The organism is Providencia burhodogranariea DSM 19968, from assembly GCF_000314855.2.
Lineage (GTDB): Bacteria > Pseudomonadota > Gammaproteobacteria > Enterobacterales > Enterobacteriaceae > Providencia > Providencia burhodogranariea.
On record NZ_KB233222.1, the window covers coordinates 608,996 to 629,496 of the forward strand.

At 38.3% G+C, this 20,501-nt stretch carries 16 protein-coding genes; 8 read left to right on the forward strand and 8 right to left on the reverse strand.

Annotation, left to right across the window (positions count from 1 at the left end):
* Window positions 1-90: 90 nt before the first annotated feature.
* Window positions 91-1,119: a methyltransferase gene (locus OOA_RS02550; RefSeq protein WP_008910561.1), complete on the reverse strand. Its 1,029-nt coding sequence runs from the start codon at window positions 1,117-1,119 to the stop codon at window positions 91-93.
* Window positions 1,120-2,522: 1,403 nt separating this feature from the next.
* Here OOA_RS02550 and OOA_RS02555 point away from each other — a divergent pair.
* The 5 genes from OOA_RS02555 to glnB all read left to right on the forward strand — a co-directional run bounded on the left by OOA_RS02555 (window position 2,523) and on the right by glnB (window position 8,354).
* Window positions 2,523-3,962 carry a sensor histidine kinase gene (locus tag OOA_RS02555; RefSeq protein ID WP_008910562.1) on the forward strand — a complete coding sequence of 480 codons (1,440 nt, stop codon included), beginning with the start codon at window positions 2,523-2,525 and terminating at the stop codon, window positions 3,960-3,962.
* A 2-nt stretch (window positions 3,963-3,964) separates the two neighbouring features.
* On the forward strand, window positions 3,965-4,816 hold the full coding sequence (qseG, locus tag OOA_RS02560) for a two-component system QseEF-associated lipoprotein QseG (protein ID WP_008910563.1): 852 nt from the start codon (window positions 3,965-3,967) through the stop codon (window positions 4,814-4,816).
* Complete coding sequence (glrR, locus tag OOA_RS02565; protein ID WP_008910564.1) at window positions 4,803-6,143, forward strand: two-component system response regulator GlrR; 1,341 nt, start codon at window positions 4,803-4,805, stop codon at window positions 6,141-6,143. Before qseG ends, glrR begins: the two co-directional genes overlap by 14 nt.
* Before the next feature lie 237 nt (window positions 6,144-6,380).
* Window positions 6,381-8,003 (forward strand): NAD+ synthase, encoded by a 1,623-nt coding sequence (locus OOA_RS02570; RefSeq protein WP_008910565.1) that lies wholly within the window; start codon window positions 6,381-6,383, stop codon window positions 8,001-8,003.
* Between the two features lie 12 nt (window positions 8,004-8,015).
* Complete coding sequence (glnB, locus tag OOA_RS02575; RefSeq protein WP_004921424.1) at window positions 8,016-8,354, forward strand: nitrogen regulatory protein P-II; 339 nt, start codon at window positions 8,016-8,018, stop codon at window positions 8,352-8,354.
* A gap of 162 nt (window positions 8,355-8,516) precedes the next feature.
* On the opposite strand, the gene hmpA is transcribed toward glnB, so the two are convergent.
* Window positions 8,517-9,716 (reverse strand): NO-inducible flavohemoprotein, encoded by a 1,200-nt coding sequence (gene hmpA, locus OOA_RS02580; RefSeq protein WP_008910566.1) that lies wholly within the window; start codon window positions 9,714-9,716, stop codon window positions 8,517-8,519.
* 353 nt (window positions 9,717-10,069) lie between these two features.
* Between hmpA and glyA the strand changes: the two genes are divergently transcribed.
* Window positions 10,070-11,323 carry a serine hydroxymethyltransferase gene (gene glyA / locus OOA_RS02585; RefSeq protein ID WP_008910567.1) on the forward strand — a complete coding sequence of 418 codons (1,254 nt, stop codon included), beginning with the start codon at window positions 10,070-10,072 and terminating at the stop codon, window positions 11,321-11,323.
* Window positions 11,324-11,461: 138 nt separating this feature from the next.
* A complete protein-coding gene (locus OOA_RS02590; RefSeq protein ID WP_008910568.1) occupies window positions 11,462-12,613 on the forward strand; it encodes a 3-phenylpropionate MFS transporter in 1,152 nt (383 codons plus the stop codon).
* A 4-nt stretch (window positions 12,614-12,617) separates the two neighbouring features.
* On the opposite strand, the gene OOA_RS02595 is transcribed toward OOA_RS02590, so the two are convergent.
* The 6 genes from OOA_RS02595 to suhB all read right to left on the reverse strand — a co-directional run bounded on the left by OOA_RS02595 (window position 12,618) and on the right by suhB (window position 19,581).
* Entirely contained in the window at window positions 12,618-13,328 is a 711-nt protein-coding gene (locus OOA_RS02595) for a fimbrial biogenesis chaperone (protein ID WP_008910569.1), read from the reverse strand.
* Between the two features lie 14 nt (window positions 13,329-13,342).
* Window positions 13,343-14,422, reverse strand: a complete 1,080-nt coding sequence (locus tag OOA_RS02600; RefSeq protein ID WP_008910570.1) for a fimbrial protein — start codon at window positions 14,420-14,422, stop codon at window positions 13,343-13,345.
* Between the two features lie 11 nt (window positions 14,423-14,433).
* Window positions 14,434-16,947, reverse strand: coding sequence for a fimbria/pilus outer membrane usher protein (locus OOA_RS02605; protein ID WP_008910571.1), 2,514 nt, complete (start codon window positions 16,945-16,947; stop codon window positions 14,434-14,436).
* A 13-nt stretch (window positions 16,948-16,960) separates the two neighbouring features.
* The gene (locus tag OOA_RS02610; RefSeq protein WP_008910572.1) at window positions 16,961-17,650 is read right to left on the reverse strand and encodes a fimbrial biogenesis chaperone; all 690 of its coding nucleotides are present in this window, start codon (window positions 17,648-17,650) and stop codon (window positions 16,961-16,963) included.
* 42 nt (window positions 17,651-17,692) lie between these two features.
* On the reverse strand, window positions 17,693-18,277 hold the full coding sequence (locus OOA_RS02615; protein ID WP_008910573.1) for a fimbrial protein: 585 nt from the start codon (window positions 18,275-18,277) through the stop codon (window positions 17,693-17,695).
* Between the two features lie 500 nt (window positions 18,278-18,777).
* Window positions 18,778-19,581 carry an inositol-1-monophosphatase gene (gene suhB, locus OOA_RS02620; protein ID WP_008910574.1) on the reverse strand — a complete coding sequence of 268 codons (804 nt, stop codon included), beginning with the start codon at window positions 19,579-19,581 and terminating at the stop codon, window positions 18,778-18,780.
* Between the two features lie 124 nt (window positions 19,582-19,705).
* Between suhB and trmJ the strand changes: the two genes are divergently transcribed.
* Window positions 19,706-20,437, forward strand: coding sequence for a tRNA (cytosine(32)/uridine(32)-2'-O)-methyltransferase TrmJ (gene trmJ, locus OOA_RS02625; RefSeq protein ID WP_008910575.1), 732 nt, complete (start codon window positions 19,706-19,708; stop codon window positions 20,435-20,437).
* Window positions 20,438-20,501 lie beyond the last annotated feature (64 nt).

Sequence of the window (20,501 nt, forward strand, 5' to 3'; positions counted from 1 at the left end):
ATACGCGAAAAAATTCGAGTCGCCTACAAGCAACTCGAATTTATTCGGGTATGAACACACTATGTCATGTTTTGTCTATGGCTGTTACAATTATGCTGGGACAGTTTCAATGATAGAAATATGGCTATTCGTTGATATGACCTGATTAATTTTCAGGCCTGCACGTAGGAACAGCTCTTTAAATTCTGCTTCAGTATGTTCACCTCCATCATGAAAAGCACTCATACATATAAGGTCGAGCTCTTTTCCAAAGTGCGGCTCATTATCTAGAGGAATGATGCAATCCAATATCAATAGTTTTGATGTTGGCTTCATTGCACGGCGGATCGTTTTGAATATTTTAATTAGTTTACTGTCCTCCCAATCATGGGTGATGTACTTAAGAAGATAAATATCTGCTTCAGGGCATGCTTCAAAGAAAGAGCCAGCTTGAATTGTCCAGCGTGAGTCATCATTTAATTCGTGCAGAATGTTTTTCGCTAACACATGTTCTTGGTCAAATAAAATACCATTGAGTGTTGGATTTCTTTGCAACACCGTTAGCAGAAGGTTACCTAAACCACCGGCAATATCAGCAATAATGGCATTTTTAGGGAAATCATAATGTTGTATGATAAATTCGTTCTCAATTTTTGATAACGACGCTTGTCCTTCATCGAAACCATCAGGTTGATCATTTTTTTCCCAATACTCAAAGTATGTTGTACCAAAGATCTCTTCGAACATGTGTTTTCCATGAGCAGATTGAGCAAATTCAGCACTTGGTAACCAAAATGTTTTATCTGTTAGCCACAAAATAGCTTGGCGTAATGAATAAGGGTGATCGGAAAGTAAGAAAGAAGCCTCTGGGGTTAATGTGAAACGTGAATCATCAAGGCATTTAAAAATTTTACGTGATGCGAGTACACGTAGGATCCGTTTTAGTATCTTTGCTTCGGTTTTTGTTTCTGTTGCAAGTTGTTCAACTGTCTTGGCTTCTTTTTCGAGGTGATCCGCAATTTTTAGCTCTGCTGCTGCACGCAGCGCTGCCTGATAGACAAAACCAAGAGCTTGCTGAATCATATACTGAGCAGTATGCATATCGTTGCTTTTTTCAAATTGAATCGTTTTTATGTTCATATTACCTTCCATTGAATATTTTATTGAAAATACAATTTATAGATAATAAATAATCATGTATTAATTTGAGGTTTAATTATGCAAGTCAATTCAATAGATATCCATGATGAGTATTAATCATTTAAAATCAATCGCCTATTATTTTTTTGTTCGTTTTTTCGTATAGTTATAGTTTCATTACGTGATTTCATACATTACATTTGATATTTAAATCATTAATTAAAATTTATATTTTCCACGTAATATCTATCGGCTAAATCTCGATTTTTGATTACTGTCTAATATTAGCGACAAATAGGTCATAGTGGTGTCGCTAATTGGCGACATTTAACTGCATGAAAAATAAAGGTAAAATATTTATGGGTGATTGATGTCTGTAAATAGAGACAATTGGTGACTACAAGAGTGGATTTTAAAATCATTAAAAGTAGGATAAAAATCAGATAAATATAAATATTTCTATATTTCAATAAGATAAAATTAATTTGAAAAGTTGGCATGCTCTGTGCATAATAATACTCAGCTGCTCATTCAACTTATTATGTCGGTCCACAATAAGGTGGGAACATACCACATAAACCAAGAATGATGCCAAAGTAAGGTGCCTACCGTCCAATTTCATAGATACTCGCCTTCGGGCCTTATCGAGCACAGGGCGACACGTTGAGTGAGGCACCACCTATTACCTGTCATACTTCAAGCTGTATCGTTGTTGGCTGCACTCAGCTACCCAAGTCACATACTCATGTATGCTCCTAGGGATAGCGTCATTTGCCGCCTAGATACAACTCGAATTATTTAAGGTAATAAATTAGCAGTGAAAAAAAAGTAAAAGTAGTAATTAATCTATCGCTGGCGGGATAAAGTAAAAAACTTTATTCCGCCTTCCTATTTTTATCTCCTAGTAATTCTCACATCACCCACACCTACGATAAAATGTATCGTGTTATCCGTCATACTTCACCCCATATCGTTGTTGGCTACACTCAGCTACCCAAGTCACATACTCATCTATGCTCCCAGGGATAGCTTCATTTGCCGCCTAGATACAACTCGAATTATTTAAGGTAATAAATTAGCAGTGAAAAAAGAGTAAAAGTAGTGATTAATCTATCGCTGGCGGGATAAAGTAAAAAACTTTATTCCGCCTTCCTGTTTTTATCTCCTTGTAAATTCTCAAAAATTCTAAAATTTCCAAATCCCTCCCCAAAAAAGCATAATGTTAAAGTATCAAAAATTAACTCTTTATTTTTCCTTTGTTTTTTATCAAAGCAGATTGGCACATTCATTGCTGTAAAATATCTGAGTCCTCATTTTTCTAAAATCATAATAGAACAAATTTAATCGTGTTCACGCAATGCGATGAGTTCTGCTACCATAGAGCCACTTTTAAAAGGTGTGAGATGAATGCATTGAGTAAATGGCGTCTGTTCCCGCGCTCCCTGCGCCAATTGGTTGTCATGGCATTTTGGTTAGTATTGCTACCACTACTGGTATTGGCTTATCAGGCTTATCAAAGCTTGGAGCAACTAAGTAACCAAGCTGCTCAAATTAACAAAACAACGCTTATTGATACTCGGCGTAGTGAAGCTATGGGTGGGCTTGCGATTGAAATGGAAAGAAGTTACCGCCAATACTGTGTGTTAAAAGATGATTCATTACATACTCTGTATTTAAAACAGTTTTCTGATTATCAACAAATGTTTGAGCGGCAAAAAACCATCTTACCTAACGATTCTGATACTTCTGCATTAACTCGCGCACTCGATGAATTAAAGACAGTTATTTGTGAGAATAGTGAACCGCCAAAAGAGGTAGCAGACGCCTTAAGCCAGTTTTCTGAATATAATAATATATTGATTCAAGAAACTCGTGAGGTGATTTTTAGTCGTGGAGAACAGCTACAAAAAGCGATTGCCAATAAAGGGCAACTGTTTGGTTGGCAAAGTTTAATTTTATTTCTACTGAGTGTGTTATTGGTTGCGCTATTTACCCGCATGATTATCGGTCCAGTGAAGGGAATCGAAAGGATGATCAATCGATTAGGAACGGGAAGAACACTAACCAGTAATTTGACTCGCTTTAAAGGCCCTCGAGAATTACGTTCTCTGGCTCAACGCATTATATGGCTTAGTGAACGACTAGCTTGGTTAGAGTCTCAGAGGCATGAATTTTTACGCCATATTTCTCACGAATTAAAAACGCCGCTGGCGAGTATGCGTGAAGGGACTGAATTGCTTGCTGATGAAGTCGCAGGTCCGTTAACAATCTCTCAAAAAGAAGTGGTTGAAATATTAGATCACAGTAGTAAGCATCTTCAGCAACTTATTGAACAACTTCTCGATTATAATCGAAAATTAGCGGATAGCCCGCCAGAAGCTCAACATGTCGATTTACAAAAATTAATTGAAGATATTGTTATGGCTCATAATTTGCCGGCGAGAGCGAAAAATATTAAAACAGAAATCCGTTTACGAATCGATAATTGCCTTGCTGAGCCAACATTGCTTGGGCGGGTTATTGATAATATCTACTCCAATGCGGTGCACTATGGTAGTGAATCAGGTAATATTTGGATTTCAAGTCGCAGATTAGATAATAAGCTTGTTATTGAAGTCGCAAATACCGGCACACCAATCCCAGAATTAGAACAAAGTATGATTTTCGAGCCTTTTTACCAAGGAACATTAGTGAGAAAAGGGGCTGTCAAAGGAAGTGGATTGGGGCTGAGTATTGCGCAAGATTGTATTAAGCAAATGGGTGGGGAGCTTTCGCTCGTGCCCAGTAAATTAGCAGATGTCTGCTTTAGAATTGAACTGCCTTTAACTGCAGAGAATGAATAATAATGGCAAATAGGTCTATAGATGTTTTGGCAGCGTTACGCCTTGCGGTGTTGCCAGACCAATATATATGGTTAACAAAAAAAACCATAACATTCATCCAAAAGCAAAAAGCGGTGCACATAGGCGCATTATTGTTTTCATTTATCCTAACTGGCTGTGCCACAAAAAATGGTCAGTCCCCATTAGAGACTCTGGCGCAAGTGGTTGTACCGGAAGTGAAAGTAACAGATTTTCGCTATGCTGCTTGTGATGGTATTTGGGATAATGAACAACCAAGTGCACGGGAGAATGCTCTTTTTTGGCTACGAATGATGGATTGCGCGGATCGGATTGAATCTGTAAAAGCGCGAGAAGAAGCGTCACAAATGCAAGTTGATAATTGGTCGAGCGCGTTCCAGCAAAGTATTCTGATGGGGGCATCGGAGCCAACGATTGCTGAGCGACGTAAAATGATCGACAGCATGAATACTTTTAGCCTTAATTTCCCGACGGCTATTCGCCCGCTACTACAGCTTTGGCGTGAGCAACAAGTGCAAATTATCAACCTTGCTGAAGCTAATGCTCGTTTTAAACGGTTACAGCAAGACACCGATAATAAACTTGATCGCATGAAAGAAGAAAATGCCAAGCTCATGTTTGAACTAACGGCAACAACACGTAAGTTAGAAAACTTAACCGATATTGAAAGGCAACTTTCATCTCGAAAACAAAGCACTAATGATTCGGAAAAAGAGGTTGAAGCGGCGGATGAAAAACAATCAAAAGAAGCGCTTAACGAAGTAAAACCGGTAGCTGAAAATAATACTTCATCAACCAATAATCAACCGGAGAGTGGACGTAATGACAACCCGTAAATCAGCTAATCTACTATTAGTAGATGATGATCCTGGGCTACTAAAATTACTTGGTATGCGTTTAAGTAGCGAAGGATTTAAAGTCACGACGGCTGAAAGCGGCCCTGAAGCTCTAAAATTACTTCAAAAAGAAAAAATAGATTTGGTGATTAGTGATTTACGAATGGATGAAATGGATGGCATGGCGCTATTTGATGAAGTTCAGAAACAGCATCCTAATTTACCTGTTATCATCCTAACTGCCCATGGTTCTATTCCTGATGCGGTAGCCGCGACACAACGTGGCGTATTTAGTTTTTTAACTAAACCTGTTGATAAAGACGCGCTGTATAAAGCAATTGATGAAGCTTTAGCGCTATCTTCTACTCCAATCAGTGATGAGGAGTGGAGTGAAGGGATTGTTACACGCAGTCCAGTAATGGTTCGTCTGCTAGAACAAGCCCACATGGTTGCTCAGTCTGATGTTAGCGTTTTAATCAATGGCCAAAGTGGTACAGGTAAAGAGGTTTTTGCGCAAGCTATCCATAAAGCTAGCCCACGGGCGCGTAAACCCTTTATTGCTATTAACTGTGGTGCATTGCCTGAGCAACTACTTGAATCTGAGTTATTTGGTCATGCTAAAGGAGCTTTTACAGGTGCTGTGAGTAGCCGAGAAGGGTTATTTTTTGCAGCCAGTGGGGGAACGTTATTTCTCGATGAAATAGGCGACATGCCACTCTCACTACAGGTTAAATTACTGCGCGTCCTACAAGAACGTAAAGTTCGTCCCCTAGGAAGTAATCGTGATTTAGATATTGATGTGCGTATTATTTCCGCAACGCATCGTAATTTACCTAAGGCAATGGAGAAAAATGAATTTCGTGAAGACCTCTATTACCGACTAAATGTGGTTAATTTACGGATCCCAGCTCTTAATGAGAGAGCGGAAGATATCCCTATTTTGGCGAATCATCTGTTGCGCGAGTCAGCAATAAGGCATAAGCCGTTCGTGCGCAGTTTTTCAACTGAAGCCATGAAATGTCTAATGTCGGCGAGTTGGCCGGGTAACGTGCGCCAATTGGTCAACGTTATTGAACAATGTGTTGCACTCACTACATCGCCAGTTATCAGTGAAACAATGGTTAGCCAAGCATTGCAAGGTGAAAATACCGCCTTACCCACCTTTGTTGAGGCACGTAACCAATTTGAGCTCAATTATCTGCGTAAGCTTTTACAGATGACGAAAGGCAATGTGACACAAGCTGCCCGTATGGCAGGTAGAAACCGAACTGAATTTTATAAATTACTGGCTCGTCATGATTTAGAAGCCAATGATTTTAAAGAATAGTTTTACTTTTTATACTTCAAGTTGTATCACTGTGACCACACTTAGCCAGCTGGAGAGTGTTGCGGATCGCCTAGATGCAATTCGGATTATTTTAAGTACGGTGTAAAGCACGTTTGCATTACACTTTTTGCAATACTTAACGCTATCTCACTCAAAACTTAGTCATTTACTTAAAATGTATCTGACAAAGAGTGAATTAAAGCATCAATACAAATGCTCCGGGAGAAAAAGTACCTTATGAGCCGTACGCTTAATATTTCACTCGCTCAATTAAATTGGTTAGTTGGTGACATTGAGGGCAACTGTGATCGTATGTTACACGTTGTTGAACAACAACAAAATACGACTGACATTGTGATGTTCTCTGAGTTATCGCTAACAGGGTATCCACCTGAAGATTTACTCTTCCGCCCAGACTTTACTCAACGTTACTTAGCACAATTAGAACGTTTACAAAATGCAAGTACCGAGACGGCGATTATTGTCGGTCATCCATGGTCTGAAGCTGGGAAAATGTATAATGCGCTCTCTTTTTTCTACCAAGGTGAGTTGCTAGTTCGTTATTTCAAACAAGAATTACCGAATTATGGTGTTTTTGATGAACCACGCTACTTTACCGCGGGTAATGAAACTTGTGTTATTGATTTTAAAGGTTACCGTATTGGTTTATTAATCTGTGAAGATATCTGGTTTGATGGGCCGGTTGATTCGGTTAAGCATGCCGGGGCTGAACTGTTATTAACGATTAATGCCTCTCCTTATGATCGAAATAAAGAGCATATTCGCAGTGACCTACTGGTCTCACATTGCCAGCGCACCAAATTACCCATTATTTATCTGAATCAAGTGGGTGGTCAGGACGAACTCATTTTTGATGGTGCTTCTAAAGTATTTGCCAGCAATGGCGCAATCACGCATCAATTGGTCGATTTTAACGAGCAAATCGTTAGCTGCCAATTTAATGAGCTAACCATTGTACCAATGGAAAATCGTGCGCCAGCACTTTCACCTATTGCACAGGTTTACCAAGCCTTAGTGATGGCGACGCGTGATTACATTAATAAAAATGGTTTTAATGGTGCGATACTCGGCTTGTCTGGTGGGATTGACTCTGGCTTGACGGTAGCAATTGCCGCCGATGCGATTGGTAAAGAACGCGTACAAGCGGTCATGATGCCATTCCGCTATACCGCTGAAATGAGTATTCATGATGCGAAAGAGCAGGCTGATCTACTAGGTGTTGAATTCGATATTGTATCGATTGAGCCGATGTTTGATGCCTTTATGGCACAGCTTCAACCCTTGTTTGAAGGAACACAAGTTGACACTACAGAAGAAAACTTGCAGGCGCGTTGCCGTGCAGTTATCTTGATGGCGATGTCGAATAAACGTCGCCGCCTAGTATTGACTACCAGTAATAAAAGTGAGTCAGCAGTTGGTTATTCGACGTTATATGGTGATATGGCTGGCGGCTTTGATGTTTTAAAGGATGTACCAAAAACATTGGTCTTCGAATTAGCTAACTATCGTAACAGCATTTCGCCTGCGATCCCTCAGCGCGTCATTGATAGGCCACCTTCAGCTGAATTAGCTCCGGGTCAACTCGATCAAGACAGCTTGCCACCTTATGATATTTTGGATGCGCTGTTAGAAGCTTATGTAGAAAAAGATTATTCTGTCGCACAACTAATCGACGAAGGTTTTGATGAAGCGGTAGTACGTCGAGTTGTCCGTCTTGTCGATATTAACGAATATAAACGCCGTCAAGCTCCAGTAGGACCACGTATTACGGTACGTAATTTTGGAAAAGATCGTCGTTATCCGATCACCTCGGGTTTTGGCCGTAAAAACTGGTCATAACAGGAATTATTTATGAAGAAAATTGATGCAATTATAAAGCCGTTTAAACTGGATGATGTTCGCGAAGCGCTGGCTGAAGTCGGTATTACAGGAATGACTGTCACCGAAGTTAAAGGTTTTGGTCGTCAAAAAGGTCATACTGAGTTATATCGTGGCGCAGAATACATGGTGGATTTTTTACCAAAAGTAAAAATTGAAATTGTAGTGCCCGATGACATTGTTGAAAGCTGTGTTGAAACTATCATGCAGACAGCGCAAACCGGTAAAATTGGTGATGGTAAAATCTTTGTTTATGATGTCGCTCGTGTCATTCGTATACGAACTGGCGAACAAGATGAAGAAGCCATTTAATCAATAATAGCTAAAATGCGGTAACGGCATAAACACAGGAATGGGATTAGAATTGTGTTTAATATGCGAAACCGTTACCGCGAAACAGCTAATGGCGTGACAAAATTAGAAGTGATTGGTGATTTTGTGACGTTTTTTTACCCCATCATAGCGAAAACTCACTTAGTTTAGCGGTAACACTTTATGCGGACCAAAGCATTCATAATGAATGTTATCAGCCGATATACCCATATCAATCAACTGTTTGGCAATATATTGCATGAAACCCACAGGTCCGCAGAGATAGAATTGCATATCAGGTTCTCCTAACCACAGTTCAACTTGTGATAAATCCATCAATCCACTGAATTGATAATCTATTCCTGACTTATCTTCGGATTGTGGTTGGTTAAACCAAACAGCGGAATGACTATTTTGGTGATGAGTGAGATGTTGGTTAACTTCATTAGTAAATGCATGAACAGCACCATTTTCTGCCGCATGTAACCAATTAATCTGCGCGTCATAGCCTGACTGCGTTAGACTATCTAGCATGCTTAACATTGGCGTTAAGCCTACTCCAGCAGAAATTAAAGTGACAGGTTTCTGATTGTTGATATCAATAAAGAAATCGCCACAGGGTGGTGCTAAATGAACGATATCGCCTTCATTCAAGTTCTGATGAATATAGTTAGAAACGATACCGTTATCTTCACGTTTCACTGCAATACGGTAGCTGTGACCATTTGGCGCGGTAGTGAGTGAATACTGGCGAATTTCTTGATTAATAAGGCTGTCATCGGTGATGTAAATTGAGATGTATTGACCAGAACGATAATCAGCAACTGGCTTGCCATCAACAGGAACAAATTCAAAGCTAGTGATCACATCACTTTGACGCTGTTTAGCCGCAATACGAAACTCACGTAACCCATCCCAGCCTCCTGTTTTTTCTGCGTTTTGATGATAAATTTCTGTTTCGCGATTAATGAAAATATCCGCTAAAACCCCGTAAGCTTTTCCCCATGCATCCAATGCTTCTTGTCCAGGACTAAGCAGCTCATCAATGGTTGCGAGTAAATTCTCACCCACAATTGGGTAGTGCTCCGGTTTAATGTTTAAACTGGCATGTTTTTGCGCGATTTTTTCAACTGCTGACGTTAAGGCTTCAGGTGTTTCGATATGTACCGCATAAGCACAAACCGCATTAAATAATGCTTCACGTTGAGAACCATTATTCTGATGCGTCATGTTGAAAATATCTTTTAGCTCAGGATGTTGATTAAACATCCTATCATAGAAGTGAGCGGTTAATTTTGGACCTGTGGCAGCAATGGCAGGGATAGTGGACTTAACAATGGCTATAGTTTGGCTATCTAACATACAAGCTCTCCTGAAATAATTTCATTAGAAGATGAATATTTTAAACATTCATTTTATATGCAACTTATAGCTTTTAACACACAATGTAAATAGGTCTATTATTAAAAAGGTCAGTAAATAGATGTATCCTAAGATGTCATGAATAAATATAGCGTTTAATATCTCAAGGCTGTGAATATTAAGAATTTTATATTGCAGTGGCAGATTGCTATTTGGAGATGATAAAATATATGCAAACGTTTGCGTGTATTTTTTCTTTGGGGCTACCACCTAGAAGGAAAAGAGTTTACACTGTGTGGCATTGAGATAATTTGGTTATCAACATACTTGAATGGCTGAGGCAGGAGAAGCGAATGTTAAAGCGTGAAATGAATATTGCAGATTATGATCCACAACTGTGGGAAGCGATGGAACAAGAAGTCGTCCGTCAAGAAGAACATATTGAATTAATTGCTTCTGAAAACTATACCAGTCCACGAGTGATGCAAGCTCAAGGGTCTCAGTTGACTAATAAATATGCTGAAGGTTATCCAGGTAAACGTTATTACGGTGGTTGTGAATACGTTGATGTTGTTGAACAATTAGCAATTGATCGCGCTAAAGAGCTGTTTGGCGCAGACTATGCGAACGTGCAACCACATTCAGGTTCGCAAGCGAATGCTGCCGTATATATGACATTGCTGCAACCAGGCGATACTGTGTTAGGAATGAACTTAGCACACGGCGGTCACTTAACTCATGGCTCACCAGTTAACTTCTCCGGTAAACTGTATAACATCGTTCCTTATGGCATCGATGAAAACGGCAAAATCGACTACGAAGATATCAAAGCACAAGCACTGAAACATAAACCTAAAATGATTATCGGTGGTTTCTCCGCTTATTCAGGCGTGGTTGATTGGGCTAAAATGCGTGAAATCGCAGACAGCATCGATGCTTACTTGTTCGTTGATATGGCTCACGTAGCAGGTCTAATTGCTGCGGGAGTTTATCCGAACCCAGTTCCTCATGCACATGTTGTTACAACCACAACGCATAAAACGTTAGCTGGCCCACGTGGTGGTTTGATCCTCGCGAAAGGCGGAGATGAAGAGCTGTATAAAAAATTGAATTCATCAGTTTTCCCTGGTTCTCAAGGTGGCCCTTTAATGCATGTGATTGCAGGTAAAGCGGTAGCATTAAAAGAAGCAATGGAGCCTGAATTTAAAGTTTATCAGCAGCAAGTTGCTAAAAATGCGAAGGCAATGGTAGAAATTTTCCAACAACGCGGCTATAAAGTAGTATCTGGCGGCACTGAAAACCATCTGTTTTTAGTTGATTTGGTTGATAAAGATATTACAGGTAAAGATGCGGATGCGGCACTTGGTCGTGCGAACATTACTGTTAACAAAAACAGTGTTCCTAATGATCCAAAAAGTCCATTCGTTACCTCCGGTATTCGTGTTGGTACTCCTGCAATCACTCGTCGTGGTTTCAATGAGGCTGAATCACGTGAGCTGGCTGGTTGGATGTGTGATGTTCTGGATAACCTCAATGATGAAGCGACCATTGAAAGCATTAAACAAAAAGTGCTGAGCATTTGCGCAAAACACCCAGTGTACGCATAATAAAATATTAATTTATTCCCAAAATCATTTGAATTGTCTCTAATCGATAGATACCAATTACATTGGGAGTAACAACCGAAACCCGCTTCTATACTTCAGTATGAGCGGGTTTTTTGCATTTAAAAAAAGGGAGGAGTGATGGTAATTCCATCAACGCGTTGGCTAGCAATAGACTATTTTACCTACTTTTTTGCTTACAGTATTTTCTTACCTTTCTGGTCAATTTGGCTGCAAGGCGAAGGTATTGATGCAGAAATGATAGGGTTATTATTGGGTATTGGATTATCTGCGCGATTCCTAGGTGCTATGTTTATTACACCTATGGTAAAAAATCCTTCCAAACTGATTGTCGCAATAAGAATATTGGCGGCACTTTCTCTGATCTTTGCGGTTGGTTTTGCATTTGGTTCGCATTGGGCTTGGTTATTTTTTGTGATGATCGGGTTTAATTTGTTTTTTGCCCCTTTGGTACCGCTCGGTGATTCATTAGCAGGGGCATGGCAAAAGCAATTTCCATTTGATTACGGCAGAATACGCGTTTGGGGCTCAATTGCCTTTATTATCGGTTCTTCATTGATGGGCTACTTAGCCAGTGCATTTGGGCATAAATCCATTATGGTTGCATTGGTTATCAGTTGTTTAGCACTATTATTAGGAGCTATGTTAAAGCCTGCAATTATGCCGGCCGGTACATTGAAATCTGCGGGTGAGTCTAAAGTCTCTTTTAAGCAATTGATTGCAGATAAAAACATTGTTCGTTTTTTGGTCTGCGTAACCTTGTTACAAGGTGCACATGCTGCCTATTATGGTTTCGCTTCATTATATTGGAAAGAGGCGGGGTACTCTGATTCGGTGATTGGTAACTTATGGTCATTAGGTGTGGTGGCTGAAGTGATCGTCTTTATGTTGAGTAAAAAACTCTTTCGTCGCTGGAGCTCACGTAACCTTCTATTACTATCTGCCATTTGTGGAATTATTCGTTGGAGCCTGATGGGGGCATTTACCTCGTTACCAATATTAATTATTGTCCAAATATTGCACAGTGGAACTTTCACAGTATGCCATCTAGCAGCTATGCGTTTTATTAGTTCACGCAATGAAAATGAAATTATTCCATTACAAGGTGTTTATTCTGCATTAGCGACCGGGGGTGGGCTTGCGATAATGACTATTGTTGTTGGTGCTATTTATGAACGCGCACCAGACCAACATGGCGTCGTATTCTACTTAATGGCACTACTTGCAGTTCCTGCATTATTTATTCGTCCAAAAACGGTGGCAAACTCGTAAAATTTCATTTTTTTAATGTTGTCTTATAACGAATATGGTTTCCCATATCATTGATATAAATGGCAATTAGCTCGTTACTGGTGGATATATTGTCTTGATGCTGAACTTGTATCTGTGAGAAGGGAGCTATCATGATATTTTCTAGTAACGGGTTATTATTTTGAACTTCAAAATAAAGTTTAGAAAGGGTCACGAAATAGGGTGTTGGATTCATAGCGATTAACCATTGCTCTGATTGGAAAAATTTCACCTCATTCAGTGCGTTATCAGATGTTAAGGTCAAGCCCATAGGACGATAAAGCAGTTTAAGACGAGTTTGTAATGCTAACTGTAAAAAATTACCATTCACGTTATTTTTAGGTTTTGGTGAAATATCAAGAATATTCAGGTAAAAGATAGACTCGCGATCGTCGGGTAATTTTTTGCCAATGAATTGAATGCGCAATTGAGTCCCATCATTTGCTTTAATTTTAGTAATCGGCGGTATGACAATAAACGGGGCATTGGTTGTTTCTGGCGTGGAATTAATATCTCCGTCATCAATCCAACTTTGTACTAAAGAAGGTTGGTCGCTGTTATTAATGATCTGGATGCCCATTATTGTTTTATTATCAGGAAAAATCACTCGCGTTCCTTGAACAACAACACTTCCATTAGCAAGTACACTAAATAGTAGAAGTATAAATCCGCCTAAAGTAGTATTGATAATGGGCATAGCAACCTTGTTGTTTAATTGTAGGAAAGTACCAATGTTGCGGTACTTGATATATATCCTTGGGTGACGCGATTGATGTCATAAGGATAATAATAGGCACCCATATTGATCGAAAATACAGGAGACAAAGGGCTACCGCTGGTGATACTGAAAATATTGGTCGCGCTATTTTGAGCGCTAATACTATTAGAGAAAATTAATGGGTTATTGATATTGCTGGCTTTTACCACACGAAAGCCAACTCCAGTAGCACCTTGTGTGAGGGTATTCTTGAGAACAGTATTATCTGTATTAAGTAAGTTATTACTCTGTAAAAACATCGAAATATCACGGGATGTATTTATTCCACCAATAAGATCAGTGCAAGTAAAATTTAATGTAAAAGGTGTATAACCTGGCTGGTGAGCTGTTTTAACTTCATTTATGTTGATTAATGGCAATGAAACAATTAATCCACTATTTGAAAAATTACAGGTTGTCATCATTGGTTTATAAGTGATTTGTATGGGTTGCAAAAAGATATCATTAGTATCTATTGGCCATTGCAGAGTTAACAAAAAAGTCAGTAACTTGGTGACGATAGTTAATAACCAAGTGAGAATGCCTAGCGAGCTTGCATCAGATGCCAAAACAACAGGTAAGATGGTGGTTGTATCTCCCTGAATTTCGGTATAGTTAGCGCTAGGTCTATTATTCAGTAGAGTAAATTGTATTGTAAAATGAGTATCAAGATCGCTGGCAGGATGTCCACCTGCTGGAATATTGACGACCCGATCTTTTTCTAAGCTCATAACTGAAATAGACACAAACTGCCTACCCCCATTAAACCCGATGGTTGCTGTTCCACTTCTAAATGGAGAGGCAATTCCAATGATATTTGGTGGGGCTAATAAACCTGTATTGCAGATGAATTCTCCCGGAAACTGCGTGCGACTTGTTTTAGTAACATTCGTAGATATGCTATTTAGCTCAGTCGATAAATTGAAAATGATAGGCGGTGCCGTGATAGTTGTTTCGGGCTTACAATTTGATAAAGCTTCATTACTTGTCATTAATGAAGCTAATAAGATGATAGCCGCTAGTGGTATTTTCATCATTATTTCCTTTATCGACAGAAATTACGGTTTTTATCTAGAGTAATAATTGGATTATCGATGACACATACTTTTTTTCCCTCCATATTCAATTTAATAATCAAAGCAGAAGGTAATTGTTCACTGCGGATATACAAAATACCTGATTGCCCAACATTACCGATATTTTGGCCTCGCAGATCAGTGACTTCAGCGGCAAATGGTAAGATGTTTTGATCAATCAAAGACGCCCTAAATATAAAAGTTTGGCGCTGATCCGTCTCTAGCTTGATATAATTGACGGCGCCTTGATAGGGGGTGATATGGCCCATATTACCGATAATATCTGCACCCGACGTTTTTTCAGTACCCGCCAATGTATAGGTATTAGTTCGGTAAGGAACTGAATTAGTAACTAGAACAACCCCTTGTTTATTGGTTAATGTGGTTTTATTTGCATTGACCATCATGTTATTTGCCATTGGTGCATCAATGATGGTGTAGGTTTGGCCGGTTTCAGCAGAGAAGGCGAGATAAGATGGTGTGGTAACAATTGTTCCTCTCGCACCAAATCCACTTTGCCGGTAGTTACTTGCCTCGCTATAAGATGTTGAGATTGAGCTATAGGGATGTTTATAATTTACATTACCCCCGATTAAATTATTTCCGCCAGTCAAGTTGGTACCTGTCAATGTATAGTTTATTTGGTCGTCTTTACCTGCGATTCCGCTCATACTGGTAGTGGTTTGTTGATAATCGGAATCTGTAAAATAGCTTCCTAAACTGATATTGGCACGTTTTTCAAATAGCGCTATAGGAACGTTAATATTCAGGTAATAGCGTACATATTCATTGTTGTTGTAATTACGAATGCGCGAAGCTGATATGTTGTATGAAATATCGCGATAATTATTAGCGTAACCAATTTGATATTCGCGGCTAGAACCCATATTATTCCAATAATTTCGATGGCTTCCTGACACGAAAATAGAACCAAAACTATTATCTAATTTTTGATTGAGATTAACGGTCAAAACATTTTTTGCACGAAAGCCGCGTAGAGCATCAAAAGCGGTTAAGGGGAGGTTGGAAGTATTACTATTAGGATTTTGTGCATTGATAAGAGTAGTATTGTATTGATACCAAGCATTATAATTATCATGAGCATAAATAGAATCAATAAAACTATAATAACCACTGGTTGAGTAACGATAAGTAGCAAGCGTTAAGTTGGTAGATGTTGATGTAACGTATTTGCTATAGGCTATTCGATAACTTTGACCACTTTGATTGCCAGTACTAAGATCTGTATCAGCATGAGTCACATCGGTTGAAAGTGAACCAAAAATGAAATTCCAACCACTTCCAATTACCATCGAGCGGTATTTATTATTCACGATAATGCCAGCGTATGCAGTAACAAGATTACTTAATCCGTAGTGAATTTCGCCTTGTACAAATTGGGGTTGGAAATGAGTATTTGTAAGTTGAGCTTGTCCGGCTAAAATATTATAGCGATAAATACTTTCTTTAAGCATTTCTGGAATAGCGGAATAAGGAACAGTAAATGATTCTTTTCGCCCGTCGGCTTCTTGGATAACCACAAGGAGATCACCACCTCCTATACTCGGTTGAATATCTTTAAATAAAAATTCACCAGGAGGGACATTTTCTTGAAAGACCAAATTATTATTTTGATAAACACTGACTAGCGCATTAGTTTGCGCTATTCCTCTAATTACAGGAACAAAATTTTGGCTGGAATTTGGCAGCATATTAATTTCAGAAGCTAATGAAACTCCTCTGATTCGAATACTGCTAAATAAGGCGGCAGGGGTATAAAAATCACCTGTTGTTAATCCTGACTTGATACTACTAAAAGGTCGATAGATATAGCGTGTATTGTTTTTCCAGCTCTGTTTGTGGTGTGAGTAATAGCTATAGTTGGATTCATCGCGAAATTGCCAAGTACCTAAGTTAATCCCTGAATTGAGCGTGGCGAAAAAATTTTCATTGTTTATTTTTGAGTGTTTCTTTTCTTTATAATTATAATAATTTGTATTGTATGACAAGATAACTGCTGGATGACCATACTCCCAATATCCAGGGTCAACATAACTGATTTCTGATTGTTTAATGGCAATTTGTGGTACTGAAATATTTAGCTTCAACTTACTGATATCGAGTTTAACGTGTATGTCTTTGACTAATGCTTCAACAGATACCCATTGTTGGTGTTTAGCGTGTTCAAGAACCGTAGGAGAGAGAACTAAACCCAGTTTATTGATATCTTTAGGTGCGAGATTAATATGTTGACCATCTTGGCTAACATCAATAACGTATAGCCCACGCCATATATTATTAACATAGATATCAACGAGTTGTTCTCCTACTAGGATTTTACTATCGTCATTAAATCGTGAAATATCACTCAGAGCTGCTTGACCGATTAGCAGGGAAACATCAAAATTATCCGCTAATGAATAGTCGGTATAATTATGTAATATTATTAAGAGAAGGAGATAAGAATAATGCTGTCTTTTCACGATATATCTTCTTTTAAATTTTTATATTTATATTTTTATAAATTCCAAAATCAGTAACATAGTTAATTAGTAAGTTATGATTTTTTAAGTTTTCTTTTAATGGCAATTTTTTGTAGGATAAGGGAGAGATCATCTCTGCATCAATTAATGATTTGTTTTTATTGTTTTCAGACGTTATTGATGCGATAGTGAAATGGTATTGAGAATTATTTTTAATTAAAATATTGTTGCCGATTAGTTGATAACTTATTTTTTTGTATGCCTCATCAGGTGTTTCTGTTAACCCACTAGGACGATAAAATATTTTAACTCTTGAACGAGTTGCGAGCTGTATTACATTCTTTCCCTTTGCAAAGTCAGCTGTTTTGGGAATGTCTAATACATTGAGGTAAAATACACTTTCAATATTATCGGGAAGATTTTGAATTGTTTTTTTTAGTTTTAATTGTTGACCTTGTAAACCTTCAATTTTCACAATAGGCGGATAAATATAAAAAGATGAATCAGTATCCTCAGGAACTGAATTAATATTACCATTATCTACCCATGACTGTACTAAAGAGGGGGTTTTACTATTATTAGTTAATTGAATAACAACACTATCAACTTGTTCAGGGTAAATAATGCGAGTGCCATTAATAATGACATTTGCTAGCATATTTTTGGAAAATAAAAGAAAGGCTAATAATAATATTTTCTTCATCACAGTTACTCCAAAAAAGCTCGAATGAGCCTAGTTTTATTTTTATAGATAAGTGACTGTATAAATCACATTTGAATGTAACACTCCTGCCTTTGCTCTTGCATTATTGGTTTTATAATAGCTTGCAATTAGTGTTAATGTTTCATTGTTACCATCCACTAAACTCCCCCTGAGCTCTGTATCAAAAGGTGTCTTTAGTTGAATTGCAATAGTGGGTGTCGCCACTTTGGATAAACTAAAACCAACGTTGATTGCTTTTGTTGGGTCATTCTCGTTCACGGTATCATTGACTAAATAAAGGCCGGAAGATGAGATATTGCTTGAGGGAGAGAAACTAATTTTTAGATTTGTTCCTGAGGTAGGCATAATGGCACAATCAGAGAATGTGAATGAAAATTGTTTTTGATTTTTTTGTATAACGGTATTTGCATTAGTTCCTGCATCTGAAATGCTAATTGGATCGAGTAAAATAGTAAAATTAGCACTGTTTCCTCCATTAATAGTACAAGTGGTGTCACTAATTGCCCCATTAAATGAAATACTGCCACCACCAGCAGTAACGGCTAATACCGAGTTTAATAAAATGGGAATAGATAATATAAAAAACAAGAATATATATTTAAACATAACTAACTCCATAAATATCATAGATTAAAGGCAAAAATAAAAAAAATTTCAATTGAATATTTTATGATGATAAAATCCATTAGTATGTTGAGATTAGTCAGTTTTAATGTTTATTTCAAATTAAATTAATGTTTTTTTATGTGTTTATTTTAAATTGATGTAGGCGATTGAATTAAATGAGAATAAAAAGGAAATATAGAAAGGTGATTTTTGTTATATATTTATATTCTTAATGAAAACATGTACTGGCTATTAATTGCAATGTGATTGCAAATATTGTTTGTTGTGGTTATTATTTTATTTTTATGTAAATGTGTTGAGGTTATTTGAGAACAATTAAATGATATTGTTATAAAATAAATATGGATGGTAAGATAATATTTACAGTTGATCGTTTCTATTAATTACTTTATTAAATTAATAAGCTCGTATAAAAGCAATGTTAGTATTTTTTAAATATAAAAAAGGCGTTAGAAAAATTCTAACGCCTTAATATTATATTAACGCTTTAATGATTCAGATAGTTCATCGCGCATAACGGTTAGAATATCTTTAACAATACGTGGGCTACCCGCAACAATGTTACCAGAAGCTAAATAATTATGGTTACCAACGAAATCAGTCATGATACCGCCAGCTTCACGCATAATCAGTTCACCACCCATGAAGTCCCATGGTTTTAAACCAATTTCAAAGTAAGCATCAACACGGCCTGCTGCAACATAGCATAAATCAAGCGCTGCAGAACCTGTGCGGCGGAAATCGGCACAGCTATCAAACATTTTGCTCATGATTTTCATGAACACAACTGAGTGTTGCTTTTGTTTGAAAGGGAAACCTGTTGCTACGATAGTTCCATTGAGCTCGCGAGCATCAGCACCGCGTAGACGATAACCATTCAGTTGCGAGCCTTGACCGCGAACTGAGCTAAATAACTCGTTACGCATTGGATCATAAACAACAGCGACTTCTGTACGGCCTTTGACGCGGACAGCGATAGAAACAGCAAAGTGTGGGAGGCGTTTTGTGAAGTTGGTAGTGCCATCCAGTGGATCAACTACCCATTGAACATCATCATCTTTACCTAATAATTCACCACTTTCTTCAGTGATGATTGTGTGGTCTGGATAAGATTTACGAATGACGTCAATAATCAGATGCTCAGATTCACGGTCAACGTTAGTGACGAAGTCGTTAGTGCCTTTCTGTGTAATTTGAACATTATCAGGCGTTTCATAGCATTTGGCTATGTGATTACCGGCCTTACGTGCGGCACGTATGGCGATGTTAAGCATCGGATGCATGGGCTTTTTCCACTGGGATGTTAAAGAACGAAAACTTTGAGTGCGCGGATTATATAGATGTTCATTACAATAATCAATTTTGTGATAGACTATTGCGATTATTTTTCATCGAAACGTATAAATCATGTTAGACAATATCCGCATTATTCTTGTTGAGACCTCGCATACAGGCAACATGGGCTCTACAGCTCGTGCCATGAAAACAATGGGCCTTTCTAATCTGTACCTCGTTAATCCATTAGTTCAACCTGACTCGCATTCCATCGCACTTTCTGCTGGTGCAAGTGACGTAATAGGCAATGCTAAGATAGTTAATTCGCTCGATGAAGCTTTAGAAGGCTGTAAATTGGTAATTGGCACGAGTGCGCGTTCTCGTACACTCTCTTGGCCTATGGTGGCACCTCGTGAATGTGGTGAAAAATCAATAGAACAAGCGAAAACAGCTCCTGTCGCGATTATTTTTGGTCGTGAGCGTATCGGACTGACAAACGAAGAACTGCAAAAATGCCAATATCATCTGTATATTCCGACCAACCCTGAATATGGTTCTCTTAACCTCGCAATGGCTGTTCAATTGGTGAGTTACGAAATTCGCATGGCTTATTTAGCCATGGATGAAAACAAGCCTGCGTTATCGGAAGAATCAGAGGTAGAATATCCACCTTCAGAAGATGTTGAGCGTTTTTATGTTCATCTTGAAAGTGTCTTGAATGAATCAGGTTTTATTCGTAAGGCGCACCCTGGGCTGATCATGAATAAACTAAGACGTCTATTCACTCGTGCACACATTGAAACTCAAGAGCTACATATTTTGCGTGGTATCCTGACTTCAGTGGAAAAATGGGCGAAAAAGTAATCTATTTTCCGGTGGATAATACTTGACTAATTTAGTCAGGTAAATAGTTGACTAAATTAGTCGG